The sequence below is a fragment of the Streptomyces sp. NPDC039465 genome (assembly GCF_055639315.1).
Map to the genome: position 1 here is coordinate 1277001 of NZ_JBVKAP010000001.1, position 14077 is coordinate 1291077.

Consider the following 14077-nt stretch of genomic DNA (forward strand, 5'->3'; position numbering starts at 1 on the left):
CCCAGGGTGGGCCCTAGGGCTGAGGCAGGGCGCGTATGGGGTGCCAGAGCTCGTCGGCCAGGCCGGGGCTGGAGCGCCACAGCAGGCCGTCCGGGTGGTGGAGCACGGCGGTGATCTCGTCCGGGGTCGGGGGCTCGGCGTTGCCCCGCAGATAGACGGCGCGCAGGCCCAGGTTCCGCAGCCTGGTCAGGGCGCGGGCGCGGTTGACGGCGTGGACCAGGAAGCGGACCGTGCCGCCGTCCTGGACCGGGCTTGGCAGGCTGAGCGCGACGACCACACTGCCGTTCGGCAGCTTGCAGAACCCTCCGCCAGGCATGCGGAACCACTCCCCCGTGAGATGGCGTGTCAATAAGAACCTCGTAGGACGCACCTAAACACGATCGGCCGCCGCCCGCTAGAGGGCGACGGCCGATCATGCTTTGACCTGCAGTTATGCCGTTTACTTGGTCGAGGGACCCACCTGGACGGTGACCGTCTGGCCGTTGCGCGGCTGCTGGACGATCGCGATCTTGGTGTTGGTGTCAGTTACCTGAACGCCACCCTGCGGGTTCTCGGCGTACCAGTAAACGCCCTTCCGATCGTCGAACACCGGGTTACCGGCCTGCGGCTTGATCCGCATCGGGACGTCCGCGTTGTGGAGCGTGAAGCCGTCCGTGGCGTAGCGGCTGAACGGCGCGTCGAACGACTGGATCTTGTTGCGCAGGAGCTTGCCGTCCTTCCACTTCAGCGGCTTGGCGTGGGCGTCGATCGGCAGGATCAGGCCCGAGCCGTTGTGCACGGCGGTGTTGTTGTCCTTCTGGGAGGTGTCCCACAGCCAGATCAGCAGACCGGTCTGGTACGGGTAGTGCTCGACCCAGCTGGCCTTGTCACCGGCGAAGCCGAAGTTGTACGGGCCGACCTTGAGGGTGGCGTCGTACGAGACGTACTGGCGGTTCTCGGCCAGGTAGTACTGCTCGTACTCCTTGGTGAAGCCCTTGCCGATCCGGGAGAAGCCCTTCGCGGTCCAGCCGTTGTCGCCGTTCTCGGCGTTGTCGGTGAAGAGCGCGGCGCCGTCGGCGGTGATCTGGATGGCGTCGGCCGCGAAGCCCTTGCCGCCCGCGCCGCCGTCGGTCTGGTAGCGGAAGCGGAGGTCGATCTTCTTGCCGGCGTAGGCGTCCAGCGGGAAGACGAGCTTCTTGTACGCGCCGGAGACGTCGGTCAGCGCGGGGGCGCCGCTCGCGTCGCGGGGCAGGGCCTTGCCGTCGGCGGTGCCGTCCAGCGCGGTCCACTTGGCGCCGCCGTCCGTCGACACCTCGGTGTAGAGGTAGTCGTAGTCCAGCTCGATGTCGTACCAACCGCTCAGCGAGAGCTCAGCCTTGGACTTGCCGGTGAGGTCGACGGAGCGGGTGAGGGTGTTCTTGAGGTCGTCACCCATGTTGCTCCACCACTGGGTGGCGCCCTCGGCGGGCTGCACGACCTCGGTGGTGACCTTCTTCTTCGGCAGCTCGACGACGAGCGCCTGCGGGTTCTTGGTGTTGTACTCCGAGACACCCAGCTTGTGCGTGGACTTCTTGGCGCGCTGGTCGTTGGAGACCTTGGCGTAGTTCAGCCAGCCGAGCTGGAGCTTGTCCCAGGAGGTCATGTCGCCGGGCAGGTCGCCGATGGCGTCCTTGCCGGTGCCGAGCCAGGAGCCGGCCGACATCAGGGACCAGAAGCCGACCGAGTTCTCGGCGCCCTTCTTGCCCGAGGTGTCGTACAGGTCGGGCAGGCCCAGGTCGTGGCCGTACTCGTGGGCGAAGACACCGAGGCCGCCGTTCTCGGGCTGCATGGTGTAGTCGCCGACCCAGATGCCGGTGGAGCCGATCTGGGTGCCGCCGGCCTTGTTGTGCGCCGGGCCGGTCTTGCCGGCGTCGGTGCCGTACGCGTACCAGCGGTGGGCCCACAGGGCGTCGCCGCCCTGGTCGCCGCCGCCCGCGGACTCGTCCTCGCCGGCGTGCACGATCTGGAAGTGGTCGATGTAGCCGTCGGCCTCGTTGAAGTTGCCGTCGGCGTCGAAGTCGTAGCGGTCCCAGAGGTCGTACTTGGCCATGTCGGCCTTGATCTGGGCGTCGGTGCGACCCTTGGCCTTCTGGTCGGCGACCCAGGCAGTGACGCCGTCGCGGACCGCGTCCCAGACGTTGGAGCAGTTGCTGTTGCCGCAGTAGTTCGAGCCGTAACGGGCCTCGTTGTAGTCGACCTTGACCCAGTCGGAGACGGCGCCGTCGACCGAGTAGCGGCCGGAGGAGGTGCGCTCGTAGTAGGTCTTCAGGGACTGCTTCGGCTTGCCCTTCTTGTCCTTGCCGGTGCCGAAGTAGAGGTCCTGGAAGTGCTGCTGGTTGTAGTCGGCCTGCCAGGCCGTGGAGTTGTCCACCGCGCGGTCGGGCTTGGCTATCTTGTTGTGCAGCGGGCCGGGCGTGCCGCCGAACTTCGGCTTGAGCTCGTCCGTCTCGTCGTCCTTGCGGTCGACCATGGTGGTGTTGTCCACCTTGTCGCCGAACTCGACCAGGATCGTGAAGATCTTGTCGGTCTTCTCGCGGCCGAGCTCCACGTACTTCTTCGCGTCGAGCTTCACGACCTGGGAGCCGCCGCGGCGCTCCACCTTGGCGTCGCCGCTGAGCACCTGCTCCAGGGCCGCCTTGCGCTGCTGCTCGCGCTGCTTGCTGAACGGCCCCTCAAGGTCGTGGTCGACCGCCGTCTTGTCCTGGTGTGCCCCCGGCGCCGGGTCGTGGCGCTCGATCGCGGTGGGGGCGGAGCCGTGGTTGTCGGCCTGGGCCATGGTCAGGGCCGAGGCCGTGGCGGCGGTGGTCGCGAGGGCCACGAAGACCGCGGACGCTCTCATCGCCCGTCGTCTGTTGCTCACTTGATGTTGTCCTCCCCGGCGCCCGCATCCACGGACCGGGGGTGGGGTGATGTCCGCAGGCGGAGTCGCGCGTCACAAGTGACGACATTCGACCGGAGTTTCACCGGAAAAGACAGACCTTGACTTGAACAGGCCAACTACACTATGCAGTACCGCGTTTCCGATATGCGGACGGCCGGGAAACGTCATGCGAACGCCTAACGGGCGCATCACACAGGCGCGTTGAGGGGGACGGTGCTCCTGCGCGCCCCTCATGCACCGGTACCGTGGGTTAGGTCACGCTTACTACCGGTTCCTCTCGGGCATCCACCGTCGTAGAGTCGTTTGTCAGTGCGACCCAGGTGCGAGACACCCCTTATACGTTGCTTCGAGGACGGAATCCGTCATGCCGCGTCCGACTGCCGCACAGCTCGCCTACGGTTCGGCCACCGTCGTCTTCTCGACCGTCGCCATGCTTCTGCTCTTCCGTACGACGACGGGCGCCGGCGTCGCGGTCATCGGTGTCGCGGCGCTCCTGCTCGGGCTGCTGGTCGCGATGACCGTCCCGCTGCCGGGCAGGAGGAAGGCGGCGGACCGGTCCTTCGACAAGGACCACTCCGCCGCCTCCACATCCCAGCCTCAGGGGAGCCGGATACCCTCCCCGCGCCCCCGGTCGGCCGCGGGCACCGACAGCCGTATCAGTGAGCACTCACTGCGTCGTTGACACCACCACCGTCTTGGCGGCCTTGTCGTGCAGGCCCTGCTTGTAGGGCTTGTCGATCACGATCAGGATGAGGATCAGCAGCGGCCAGAGGCAGGCGCAGCAGATCAGCGCGGGCAGCCACAGCACGAGCGCACGGGCGAGCGAGGCGTTCATCGGCGGCGTGGAGCCGTCGTTGAGCATCGCGGTCCGCAGCTTCATCAGCCGCTTGCCGAGGGTCTGCCCGTTCTTGGCGGTCAGCACGGTGTCGTAGGCGATGTACGCCACGATCGAGATCAGCTGGAAGACGAGCTGCGTGCCGCCGTTGTACGTCGCGATGGCGTCGCCGAAGTCGTCGGTCTCCTCGCCGACGCGCCCGTAGACGTCGAACGGGATACCGATGAGCGCCAGCGGAATGGTGATGATCAGCCAGTCGATGAACCTGGCCACGATCCGCCTGCCCGTGTCGGCGAGTGGCGGCATCCCGGAGAGCGGATCGGTGCCGCCGTAGCCGCCTCCCCCGTAGGAGCCGTACGGGGGCGGGGGCGGGGGCACGCTGTCGTACGGGGAGCCGCCGTAGGGGGAGCCGGGCGGCGGGCCGCCCGGAGGTTCACCCGGGGGCGGTGAGCCGTACGGGGAGCCCGGCGGCGGGCCCTCGGGAGGCGGCGTACCCCCGGGCGGGCCCTTCGGGGGCGGCGGTTCGGAGCCCCCGGACGAGGGCGGGGGCTCCTGGGGCCTCTTGCGGAACGGATCGTCCTCGGGCGGCGGGCCGGACGGCGGCTGGTCGTTGCTCATGGGGGCAGTGCACCCCGGTGGGCAGGGGCCCGCAACGGCGCGTATGCCGTTCGGGGGACACTCCTAGCCGGCCACGAAGGTGTGGGCCGCCTTGTCGTGCCAGCACTGGCGCCAGGGCCGGTCGAAGAGACACCACAGGACGTTCAGGACGCCCAGCACCAGCAGGCCGAGCACGCTGTAGACCAGCCAGCGGCGCAGCGCGGCGCCGAAGGTGGGCGGTTCGTGCGCCTCGATGTCCCGCACCTCGATGCCGCAGAGCTTCTTGCCGAGCGTACGGCCCCATTTGGCGGTGGGCACCGCTTCGTACAGCACCCCGAGGACGAGCAGGGCGGCCAGGGCGATGCCGAAGTGGACGGAGGTGGTGGAGTCGACGAGCCAGACCTGCACGGTCACACCCGACTGCTTGGCCGCCTCGATCTTGCCGTCGATGTGGTCGAGGGCCTGGAGGACGAAGGGGACGGAGACGGCGCCGACGGCCGCGCCGAGGACGACGGTGTCGATGAGGCGCGCCGCGAGCCGCTTGCCGAGGGCGGCTGGGCGGGCGGCGGCCTGCGCCTGGGCGGCCTTGAGGAAGGGGTCCTCGACCGGCGGCTTCCAGGGGAGGACGGGCGTCTGGGGCTGCTGCACCCGCACCTGGGGCTGCGGCTGGGGCTGGGGCTCGGGGTGGGCCAGCTGGTGGACCTGCTGGGCCCAGGAGGCCGCCCCGCCGCCGGGGCCCTGGGTGACCGGCGTCTGCGGCTCGGCGGGCTGCGGCAACGGCTGGGGCTGCGGCTGCGGCTGCAGGGCCTGCGCCGGGACCTGCGGGCGCGGCCGGGGCAGGGGCTGCGGCTCGGGCTGCTGGGTCCGGGGGGCCGGCTGGGGCTGGGGGCTCATCGCGCGGATGGTCATCGTGCCGCCGTCCGGCTGCGGCTCGGGCGTGCGCGGCTCCACCTGCCGTACGCCGGGCAGCTGACCGCCCGTCGGGTCCGCCGACCGCTCGGGCTCCCGGGCGGCGGAGGCGGGTGCCGGGCGGCGGGGGTCGGCCGGTGCGGCGGCGGGCTCCTGCGGCTCGGGGGCGCCCCAGGAGACCCGGCGGTCGCGGTCGCCGCCGAAGCCGGTCTGGCGCGCGGTGTCGGCCTGCCAGGCGGAGGCGGGCTCGGGCCGGGTCTCCACGGCCGGTTCCTCCTCCAGCTCGTCGAAGAACATCGGCCCGGTCTCCTCGACGGAGGGAGCGGGCGCGGGCGTGGGTGCCGGGGCGGACACGGCCGCCGGGGGCGGTGTGGGCATGCCCTCACCGTCCTTGGGTGCGGGCCTGCTGGTGCCCGGCACCCAGGCAGCACCATTCCAGTACCGGACATATCCGGGAATGGAAGGATCCGGGTAATACCCTTCCCGGGGTGCGTTCCCGCCGTCACCTGGAGGCGTAGCCACTGCCCCATCTCCGTTCACTCACACGATGCGTCTCCGCCGGGCCGATCCGCCGGGCCAAGGAGGACAGTAACGAAGAACGTAAGCCCGGGAACAAGGAGCTTGACAGAAAGCCCCGCGTACGAGCGACGCACGAAGGCTACGATCAGGCGACGGACCGGTCACGGAAAGTAGTGAGAAGTTTTTCCTGGAAGTCGCGTCATGACCGGCGTGCAAGCCGCTCTCACCAGTACGGCCCGCTCCTGGGCCCCGTACCCGAGAGGAAGTGGCTCATGCAGCAGCACACCGTGGTGGAGCACGAACTGGAACTGAAGCTGGTGCTCTCGCCGGAGCGCAGCATCCCCGTACCGGCCCGGCTGACCTACCGCGTGGACGATCCATACGCGGTCCACATCACCTTCCACCTCGGCTCCGAGCACCCTGTGCACTGGACCTTCGCCCGCGAGCTGCTCGTCGAGGGGGTGTTCCGGCCGTGCGGTCACGGAGACGTGCGGATCTGGCCCACCAAGGTGGACGGATCCAGCGTCATCCTGATGGCGCTGTCATCACCCGATGGGGACGCTCTGCTGGAGGCGCCGGCCGCTCAGGTGTCGGCGTGGCTGGAGCGGACGCTGGTCACCGTGCCGCCGGGTGCGGAGTCGGAGCAGCTGGGGATCGACGACGGTCTTGCCCGGCTGCTCGCCCCGGCGGCCGCCGACGATCTGTGGCTGAGCGACCCGTGGCCGTCGGACGAGTCGCAGGAGGGTGAGGTCTGACGGCCGCGGGCGGTGGCTCAGAAGAGTTTGCCGGGGTTGAGGATCCCGAGCGGGTCGAAGGTCTGCTTGATGCCGCGTTGCAGTTCGAGCCCTACGGGCCCGAGTTCGCGGGCGAGCCACTCCTTCTTCAGGACACCGACGCCGTGTTCGCCGGTGATGGTCCCGCCGAGTTCCAGGCCGAGGGCCATGATCTCGTCGAAGGATTCGCGGGCGCGCCGGGACTCGTCAGGGTCGTGGTGGTCGAAGCAGACGACGGGATGGGTGTTGCCGTCGCCGGCGTGGGCGCAAAGGCCGATGGTGAGGCCGTACTTCTCGGCGACGGCGGCCGTGCCCTCGATCATGTCGGCGAGCCGGGAGCGCGGGACGCAGACGTCGTCGATCATGGTGGCCGGCTTCAGGGTCTCCAGCGCGGTGAGCGACAACCGCCGGGCCTGGAGCAGCAGTTCGGACTCGGCCGCGTCCTCGGCGGGGACGACCTGGGTGGCGCCGTGGGCGGTGCAGAGCTCCCCGACGGCGGCCAGGTCGGCGGTGGGGTCCGGGGTGTCGAAGGCGGCGAGCAGCAGCGCCTCGGTGGTGTCGGGCAGCCCCATGTGGGCGAGTTGGTTGACCGCGCGGATGGTGGTGCGGTCCATCAGTTCGAGGAGTGAGGGGGTGTGACCGCGCTCCATGATCGCGCAGATGGCGTCGCAGGCGGTGGCCGCGGAGGGGAACTCGGCGGCGAGGACGAGCTGTCGGGGCGGCTTGGGGCGCAGCGCGAGGACCGCTTTGACAACGATGCCGAGGCTGCCTTCGGAGCCGACGAAGAGCCGGGTGAGGTCGTAGCCGGCAACGCCCTTGGCGGTGCGGCGGCCGGTGGACATCACCCGGCCGTCGGCGAGGACGACGTCGAGCCCGAGGACGTACTCGGCGGTGACGCCGTACTTGACGCAACACAGGCCGCCGGAGGCGGTCCCGATGTTCCCGCCGATCGTGCAGGTCTCCCAGCTGGAGGGGTCCGGTGGGTAGGAGAGGCCGTGCTCGTCGACGGCGCGCGAGAGGACGGCGTTGACGACGCCCGGTTCGACGACGGCGATCCGGTCCACCGGGCTGATCTCCAGGATCCGGTCCATCTTGGTGAGCGAGAGCACGATGCAGCCGTCGGAGGCGTTGGCGGCGCCCGACAGGCCGGTGCGGGCGCCCTGCGGGACGACCGGGACGCGCAGCGCGGTGGCGGTGCGCATGACGTGCTGGACCTGCTCGACGGTGCGCGGGAGGACCACGACGGCGGGGGTGCCCGCCGCACAGAAGCTCGCCATGTCATGGGCGTACGAAGCGGTGACGTCCGGGTCGGTGATCAGGGCTTCGGCCGGGAGGCCCGCACGGAGCCGATCGTGGAGCTGTGCCAGAAGATCGTCCATGATCCCAGCCTGGCACCGGGGGCCATCGGTGTGAACCCGTCGGCTGATCCGCTTCACCGGGCGGAGTGTGGCCTTCGTGTGGTCTTCGTACCGACGCACAGTGAGCGCCATGAAGACGGAAACGGTCACAAGGACGGTCCTGGCCGCGGGGGTGGGCGCGGTGCTGGTCGGGACGGCTCTGACGTTCGTGCCCGGAGCGCTGAAGGACGCACCCGCGCCGGCGCCGGGGCCTGCCGCGCGGGCGATGACGGCGGTGACTTCCGGGGCGCAGGCGACGCTGCCGGATCTGGCCGCGCTCATCGGCGACCGGGAGAAGTGGCTGCGTAAGCACCCCACGGACGAGGAGTCCTGGGCGGTGCTGGGCGCGGCGTACACGGAGCGCGGCACCCGCGTCGGGGACCCGGCGAGTTTCCGGCGGGCGGAGTGGGCGCTGCGCCGATCCCTGGTGGAGCTCCCGGCCGAGAAGGGGAACGTGGACGCGCAGGTGGGACTCGGGGCGCTGGCCAACGCGCGCGGCGACTACACGGCGGCCTGGCGGTGGGGCGAGCAGGCGCGTCGGCTGCGGCCGAAGCGGTGGACGGCGTATCCGGTGCTGATCGACGCGTACAACGGCCTGGGCAACTACAAGGCGGCGCAGAAGGCCGTGGAGCAGCTGGGGAAGCTGCACTCCGGGTCGCCGGTGCTGGCCCGGGCGGCGCAGTCCTACCGGGACCGCGGCTGGCGCGAGGACGCGGCGGCCACCGCGGCCGAGGCCGCGGCGCGCGCGGGAACCCCGGCCGAGAAGGCGGCATGTCTGCACCGTCTGGGTGAACTGGCCTGGGAGCGCGGCGAGTTGACCGAGGCGGTGGACAATTACGATGCGGCGCTGCGGCTGCTGCCGGGCCACGCCCCCTCGCTGGCGGGCCGAGCCCGGGCGCTGGGCGCGCTGGGGCGTACGGACGACGCGTTCCGCGACTACGAGGACGCGCTGCGGGCGCAGCCGTTGGCGTCGTACGCGCTGGAGTCCGGGGAGTTGTACGAGTCGCTGGGGCTCGGCGGTGACGCGCAGACGCGGTACGACGTGCTGCACGACCGGCAGGAGCGGGGGAATCCGGGCGGGGTCGACGACACGCTGGTCCTCGGCCGGTTCGAGGCGGACCACGGCGATCCGCAGGCGGCGGTGGCGCGGCTGCGGACCCTGTGGGCCAAGCACCGTTCGGTGGAGGTGGCCGACGCGCTCGGCTGGGCGCTGCTGAAGGCGGGCGAACCGCGGCAGGCGCTGGAGTTCGCGAAGCGGGCGACGGAGAGCGGGCTGCGCAGCGCGCTGTTCACGTACCACCGCGGGGAGATCGAGCGGGCGCTCGGTGAGTACGGGGCGGCGCGCCGCCACATCGGTGAGGCGCTGCGGATCAATCCGCACTTCTCGCCGCTACTGGCGCCGCGGGCGAAGGAGTCCCTGTCGTCGCTGGGCGATCCCCCGGAGGGCGGGCCGCGCCAGATGCACCCGAAGCCGCCGTCCGCCGGGCGGGAGGCGGCGCGTGAGGCGTCCCGCGAGACGGGAAAGCCGACCGCTCAGGGGCGGGGGTCGGGCGAGCCGTCCTCCCAGCGGACGGGCGCTCCCAGGACGGCGTCGGCTCCGTCCTCGGCGGCGGGCGCGGAGGCGGGGTCGGTGTCGGGGTCTGGGGTCGGCTCGTCGTCCGTGTCGTCGGTGTCCACGCGGACGGACTGACGGCGGCGGGGCGGCACGACGGCGGCGCTCGTCGCCATCGGCGGCTTCGCGTGCGGCCGTGTACGCGCCCACCGGCGCACGGCCGACGCCCCTGGCGACCACCGTGGGCCCGGCCCCCCGTTGCGGTGCCGGGCCCACGGGTTCTACGGGCTAGAGGTTGCCGCGCTTGTCCTGCTCGCGCTCGATCGCCTCGAAGAGGGCCTTGAAGTTGCCCTTGCCGAAGCCCATCGAGCCGTGGCGCTCGATGATCTCGAAGAAGACCGTCGGGCGGTCCTGGACCGGCTTGGTGAAGATCTGCAGCAGGTAGCCGTCCTCGTCGCGGTCGGCCAGGATCTTCAGCTCGCGCAGCTCGTCGATCGGCACGCGGGTGTCGCCGACCCACTCGCCGAGCGTGTCGTAGTACGTGTCGGGGACGGAGAGGAACTGGACGCCGGCCGCGCGCATGGTGCGGACGGTGGCGACGATGTCGTTGGTCGCGAGCGCGATGTGCTGGACGCCCGGCCCGCCGTAGAACTCCAGGTACTCGTCGATCTGCGACTTCTTCTTCGCGATCGCCGGCTCGTTGATCGGGAACTTGACCTTCTTGGTGCCGTCGGCGACGACCTTCGACATCAGCGCCGAGTACTCGGTCGCGATGTCGTCGCCCACGAACTCCTTCATGTTCGTGAAGCCCATGACCTTGTTGTAGAAGGCCACCCACTCGTTCATCTTGCCGAGCTCGACGTTGCCGACGCAGTGGTCGATCGCCTGGAAGGTGCGCTTGGCCGGCGGCTCGACGATCGGGTTCGCGGCGACGAAGCCGGGCAGGTACGGGCCGTCGTAGCCGGAGCGCTCGACGAGGGTGTGGCGGGTCTTGCCGTACGTGGCGATGGCGGCGAGGACGACGGTGCCGTGCTCGTCCTTGATCTCGTACGGCTCGGTGATGCCACGGGCGCCGTGCTCGACGGCGTAGGCGTACGCGGCGCGGGCGTCCGGCACCTCGATGGCCAGGTCCACCACGCCGTCGCCGTGCTCGGCGACGTGCTCGGCGAGGAAGCGGCCCCAGTCGGTGGTGGCCTTGATGACGGAGGTGAACACGAAGCGGGCGGCGCCGTTGGTGAGGACGTAGCTGGCCGTCTCGCGGCTGCCGTTCTCCGGTCCGGAGTAGGCGACCAGCTTCATGCCGAAGGCCGTGGAGTAGTAGTGGGCGGCCTGCTTGGCGTTGCCGACGGCGAAGACGACCGCGTCCATTCCCTTCACGGGGAAGGGGTCGGCCTGCCGCGCCGTGGAGGGGGTGTGATCGATGGTCTCAGTCATGGCGGCAGACTCTCTCCGATCCACAAGCTGCGCAATAGTTTGTGATTCGGCTGGGCAATCTGCATAGGCAGCGGGCACTATGGCCGGGCTATCTGTACATGGTGACCATCAGGAGTCCGTCATGGCGATCGATCATCTGGACGGCCGTCTCATCGTGCTGCTGGCGCGGGAGCCGCGGATCGGGGTCCTGGAGGCCTCGCGCCGGCTCGGCGTGGCCCGGGGCACGGTCCAGGCGCGGCTGGACCGTCTCCAGTCGAACGGCGTGATCCGCGGCTTCGGCCCGGACGTCGACCCCGCCGCGCTGGGCTACCCCGTGACCGCGTTCGCCACCCTGGAGATCAAGCAGGGTCAGGGCGGGGACATCCGCGCCCACCTGGCGACCGTGCCGGAGGTCCTGGAACTGCACACGACCACCGGCCACGGCGACATGCTCTGCCGCCTGGTCGCCCGCTCCAACGCCGATCTCCAGCGGGTGATCGACCGGGTGGTCGGCTTCGCCGGGATCGTGCGCGCGTCGACGGCGATCGTGATGGAGAACCCCGTCCCGCTCAGGATCATCCCGCTGGTGGAACAGGCGGCGCAGGACGAGGGGCCATAGCGGAGCCGCCCTGCGGAACGCCGCGAAGGACTCCTCGCAAAGAAGTCCTTGCAAAGAAATGCTTGCAAGGACTTCTTTGCATGCTTAGAGTCGAAGCATGCCCGAGCCCGAGTCCGATCCCCAGTCCCCGCCTCCGCGTGACCAGAAGCGCGTGGAGCGCGCGCTCGACCCGCGGTCCCTGCGCGGCCTCGCCCACCCCCTCCGTATCCGCCTGCTCCAGGCCCTGCGGCGGCACGGCCCCGCCACCGCCTCGCAGCTCGCCGACCGTCTGGGCGAGTCCAGCGGGGCCACCAGCTACCACCTGCGCCAGCTCGCCGCGCATGGCTTCGTCGAGGACGCCCCTGAGCGCGGCAAGGGCCGGGAGCGGTGGTGGCAGGCGGCCCAGCAGGGCACCACCTTCGACGAGTCGCTGCTCCACGACGCCGACCCGGAGACCCGCGGCGCGGTCGACGTCTACATGCACGAGCTCGCGACCATCCACAACCAGGAGCTCTCCACCTGGATCGGCACCCGATCCGACTGGTCCGACGAGTGGGTCGCCGCGTCCGACCTGAGCGACTTCACCCTGCACGTCACCCCGGAGCAGCTGCGCGAGCTGGACCAGAAGCTGCACGCCCTGATCCGGAGTTACGCGTTCGCCGAGCCCGGCGACGCCGAGCGCGTCCGCGTCCATCTGCACGCGTTCCCCCAGCGCAACGCCTGACGACAGAGACGACCGAGACGACCGAAGGGACACCCGCCATGCACGGACACATCCACATGCGGCTGCACGAACTGCGCGCCGCCGAGCTGCGCCAGGAGGCGGCGGCCGCCGTCCTGCTCCCCCACCGGTCGACCGGCGCGCGTCGCGGGTCGCGGGCGGCCCATGCCGTACGCGCCGAGGTGGGCTGGGCACTGGTCGCGCTGGGTCTGCGGCTGGCGGGCCCGGGGGCGCGGATCGTACGTCCGACGGCCGTGTGACCTCGTCAGCGAGGCGTCAGCAGGTGGGGACCGAGCCGCCCGTGCCGAGTGCGCGCAGGGAGGTGACCGCGTCCTTGAGCGTGGAGACCGGGATGAGCTGCATGCCCTTGGGCAGTTCGGACTGCGCGTCCCCGCACTCCGCCTTCGGTACGAGGAAGACGGTGGCCCCGTCCCGTCCGGCTGCCTGGGTCTTCAGGGAGACCCCGCCAACCGCGCCGACCGTTCCGTCGGCCTCGATCGTTCCCGTACCGGCGATGGTCTTCCCGCCGGTGAGGTCCTTGCCGGCGCCGGCGCCCTGGAGCTTGTCGACGATCCCGAGCGAGAACAGCAGCCCGGCGCTCGGGCCGCCGACGTCGGCGAGGTGCAGGGTGACCTTCACCTGCTTCGGATCCTTGCCGAGGTAGCCGAGGGCGGCCCGGACAGCCACGTCCTGAGACTGGGTCATCTGCTCCAGGTTGTGCTTCGCGACCTCGGCGTCCGACTTCCCCGCGGGGTAGACGGAGTCACGGGGCAGCACGGCCCGGTCCGTACGGAACCACCCGTCCACGACCTGCCCGAGCCCGATGTCGGCGGACGGCCCGGTCGCCACGATGGTCGTCATCCGCAGCTGCCCGCTGGTGGGCCGCGTCGGCGCCCCGGAGATCGTGATCACCGGCTTCCCCTCGTCCGTGCCGAGCACGTCCGCGGTGGGCCCTGGCTGCGCCACGGAGTACGGCAGCGGTGCCAGCCCGACGACGAACAGCAGCGCGACGACGGGCAGCGCGCAGAGCAGCAGCGCGCGGGTACGGGTGAGGTGGCCGAGACGGGAGAGCACCCGGCCAATGTATCGGCCGGTCGTGCGCGGGGCGTACGACGGGCTCGCCCCGCCGCCGGTGCGAGCTCCCTTCGGCGCTAGCGCAGCGCGTCCGCGACCTCGCGGGCCGCGTCCAGAACGCGGGGGCCGACCCGCTCGGGGATGGCGTCCGCGAGCATGACCACGCCGACGCTGCCTTCGATGCCGGTCACGCCGATCAGCGGCGCGGCCGCCCCGCTCGCGCCCGCTTCCAGTTCGCCGTGGGTGAGGGTGAAGCCGGGGTCGCCCAGGCCGCCGGCCTGACGGGCGGAGAGGATCGCCCGGCCCGCCGCGCCCCGGTCCAGCGGGTGGCGGAAACCGGCGCGGTAGGCGACGTGGTAGTCGGTCCAGGTCGGCTCCACGACCGCGACGGCCAGCGCCTCGGCGCCGTCGACCAGGGTCAGATGGGCCGTGGCGCCTATGTCCTCGGCGAGCGAGCGCAGCGCGGGCAGCGCCGCCTCCCGTACGAGCGGGTGGACCTGGCGGCCGAGCCTGAGCACGCCGAGTCCCACCCGGGCACGGCCGCCCAGGTCGCGGCGGACGAGGGCGTGCTGTTCGAGTGTGGCGAGCAGACGGTAGACGACGGTCCGGTTGACGCCGAGTTTGTTGGACAACTCGGTGACGGTCAGGCCGTGGTCGGTGTCGGCGAGCAGTTTGAGGACCCTGAGGCCCCGGTCGAGCGTCTGGGAAGTCTCCGCGGTCACGACGCCCTCTCCTTCGGAGTGAGTGACGGCGGACACTCTCGCGGGGTTGCGACACCGGTCCCAGCGGC

The 14077-nt window shown here is 70.9% G+C and carries 14 protein-coding genes; 6 read left to right on the forward strand and 8 right to left on the reverse strand.

Going from position 1 to position 14077, the window contains the following annotated elements; translation table 11 throughout:
- Positions 1 to 13: 13 nt before the first annotated feature.
- Entirely contained in the window at positions 14 to 316 is a 303-nt protein-coding gene (locus ACZ7LT_RS05740) for a hypothetical protein (RefSeq protein ID WP_471234672.1), read from the reverse strand.
- Positions 317 to 439: 123 nt separating this feature from the next.
- Complete coding sequence (locus ACZ7LT_RS05745; protein ID WP_471234673.1) at positions 440 to 2878, reverse strand: immune inhibitor A domain-containing protein; 2439 nt, start codon at positions 2876 to 2878, stop codon at positions 440 to 442.
- Positions 2879 to 3263: 385 nt separating this feature from the next.
- Here ACZ7LT_RS05745 and ACZ7LT_RS05750 point away from each other — a divergent pair, with 385 nt between their 5' ends.
- Positions 3264 to 3581, forward strand: a complete 318-nt coding sequence (locus ACZ7LT_RS05750; RefSeq protein ID WP_471234674.1) for a hypothetical protein — start codon at positions 3264 to 3266, stop codon at positions 3579 to 3581.
- On the opposite strand, the gene ACZ7LT_RS05755 is transcribed toward ACZ7LT_RS05750, so the two are convergent.
- Positions 3567 to 4352 carry an RDD family protein gene (locus ACZ7LT_RS05755; RefSeq protein ID WP_471234675.1) on the reverse strand — a complete coding sequence of 262 codons (786 nt, stop codon included), beginning with the start codon at positions 4350 to 4352 and terminating at the stop codon, positions 3567 to 3569. The two genes, ACZ7LT_RS05750 and ACZ7LT_RS05755, sit on opposite strands and share 15 nt — an antisense overlap.
- A gap of 63 nt (positions 4353 to 4415) precedes the next feature.
- Positions 4416 to 5780, reverse strand: coding sequence for an RDD family protein (locus ACZ7LT_RS05760; RefSeq protein ID WP_471234676.1), 1365 nt, complete (start codon positions 5778 to 5780; stop codon positions 4416 to 4418).
- A 251-nt stretch (positions 5781 to 6031) separates the two neighbouring features.
- Between ACZ7LT_RS05760 and ACZ7LT_RS05765 the strand changes: the two genes are divergently transcribed.
- Entirely contained in the window at positions 6032 to 6514 is a 483-nt protein-coding gene (locus ACZ7LT_RS05765) for an SsgA family sporulation/cell division regulator (protein ID WP_471234677.1), read from the forward strand.
- A 17-nt stretch (positions 6515 to 6531) separates the two neighbouring features.
- On the opposite strand, the gene ACZ7LT_RS05770 is transcribed toward ACZ7LT_RS05765, so the two are convergent.
- Positions 6532 to 7911: an FAD-binding oxidoreductase gene (locus tag ACZ7LT_RS05770; RefSeq protein WP_471234678.1), complete on the reverse strand. Its 1380-nt coding sequence runs from the start codon at positions 7909 to 7911 to the stop codon at positions 6532 to 6534.
- 109 nt (positions 7912 to 8020) lie between these two features.
- Between ACZ7LT_RS05770 and ACZ7LT_RS05775 the strand changes: the two genes are divergently transcribed.
- Positions 8021 to 9619 carry a tetratricopeptide repeat protein gene (locus tag ACZ7LT_RS05775; protein ID WP_471234679.1) on the forward strand — a complete coding sequence of 533 codons (1599 nt, stop codon included), beginning with the start codon at positions 8021 to 8023 and terminating at the stop codon, positions 9617 to 9619.
- Between the two features lie 150 nt (positions 9620 to 9769).
- Here the strand turns inward: ACZ7LT_RS05775 and hppD are convergent, their stop codons facing one another.
- Positions 9770 to 10915, reverse strand: coding sequence for a 4-hydroxyphenylpyruvate dioxygenase (gene hppD, locus ACZ7LT_RS05780; protein WP_471234680.1), 1146 nt, complete (start codon positions 10913 to 10915; stop codon positions 9770 to 9772).
- Positions 10916 to 11036: 121 nt separating this feature from the next.
- Between hppD and ACZ7LT_RS05785 the strand changes: the two genes are divergently transcribed.
- The 3 genes from ACZ7LT_RS05785 (at position 11037) to ACZ7LT_RS05795 (ending at position 12473) form a co-directional block, all read left to right on the forward strand.
- A complete protein-coding gene (locus tag ACZ7LT_RS05785; protein WP_471234681.1) occupies positions 11037 to 11513 on the forward strand; it encodes an Lrp/AsnC family transcriptional regulator in 477 nt (158 codons plus the stop codon).
- Positions 11514 to 11610: 97 nt separating this feature from the next.
- Positions 11611 to 12216 (forward strand): helix-turn-helix domain-containing protein, encoded by a 606-nt coding sequence (locus ACZ7LT_RS05790; protein WP_471234682.1) that lies wholly within the window; start codon positions 11611 to 11613, stop codon positions 12214 to 12216.
- A gap of 38 nt (positions 12217 to 12254) precedes the next feature.
- Complete coding sequence (locus ACZ7LT_RS05795; protein WP_471234683.1) at positions 12255 to 12473, forward strand: hypothetical protein; 219 nt, start codon at positions 12255 to 12257, stop codon at positions 12471 to 12473.
- A 16-nt stretch (positions 12474 to 12489) separates the two neighbouring features.
- Here ACZ7LT_RS05795 and ACZ7LT_RS05800 read toward each other — a convergent pair whose 3' ends face one another.
- Both ACZ7LT_RS05800 and ACZ7LT_RS05805 read right to left on the reverse strand, forming a co-directional pair.
- Positions 12490 to 13287, reverse strand: a complete 798-nt coding sequence (locus tag ACZ7LT_RS05800) for a YlbL family protein (protein ID WP_471234684.1) — start codon at positions 13285 to 13287, stop codon at positions 12490 to 12492.
- Between the two features lie 77 nt (positions 13288 to 13364).
- Positions 13365 to 14009, reverse strand: coding sequence for an IclR family transcriptional regulator (locus ACZ7LT_RS05805; protein ID WP_019886726.1), 645 nt, complete (start codon positions 14007 to 14009; stop codon positions 13365 to 13367).
- Between the last annotated feature and the right edge of the window lie 68 nt (positions 14010 to 14077).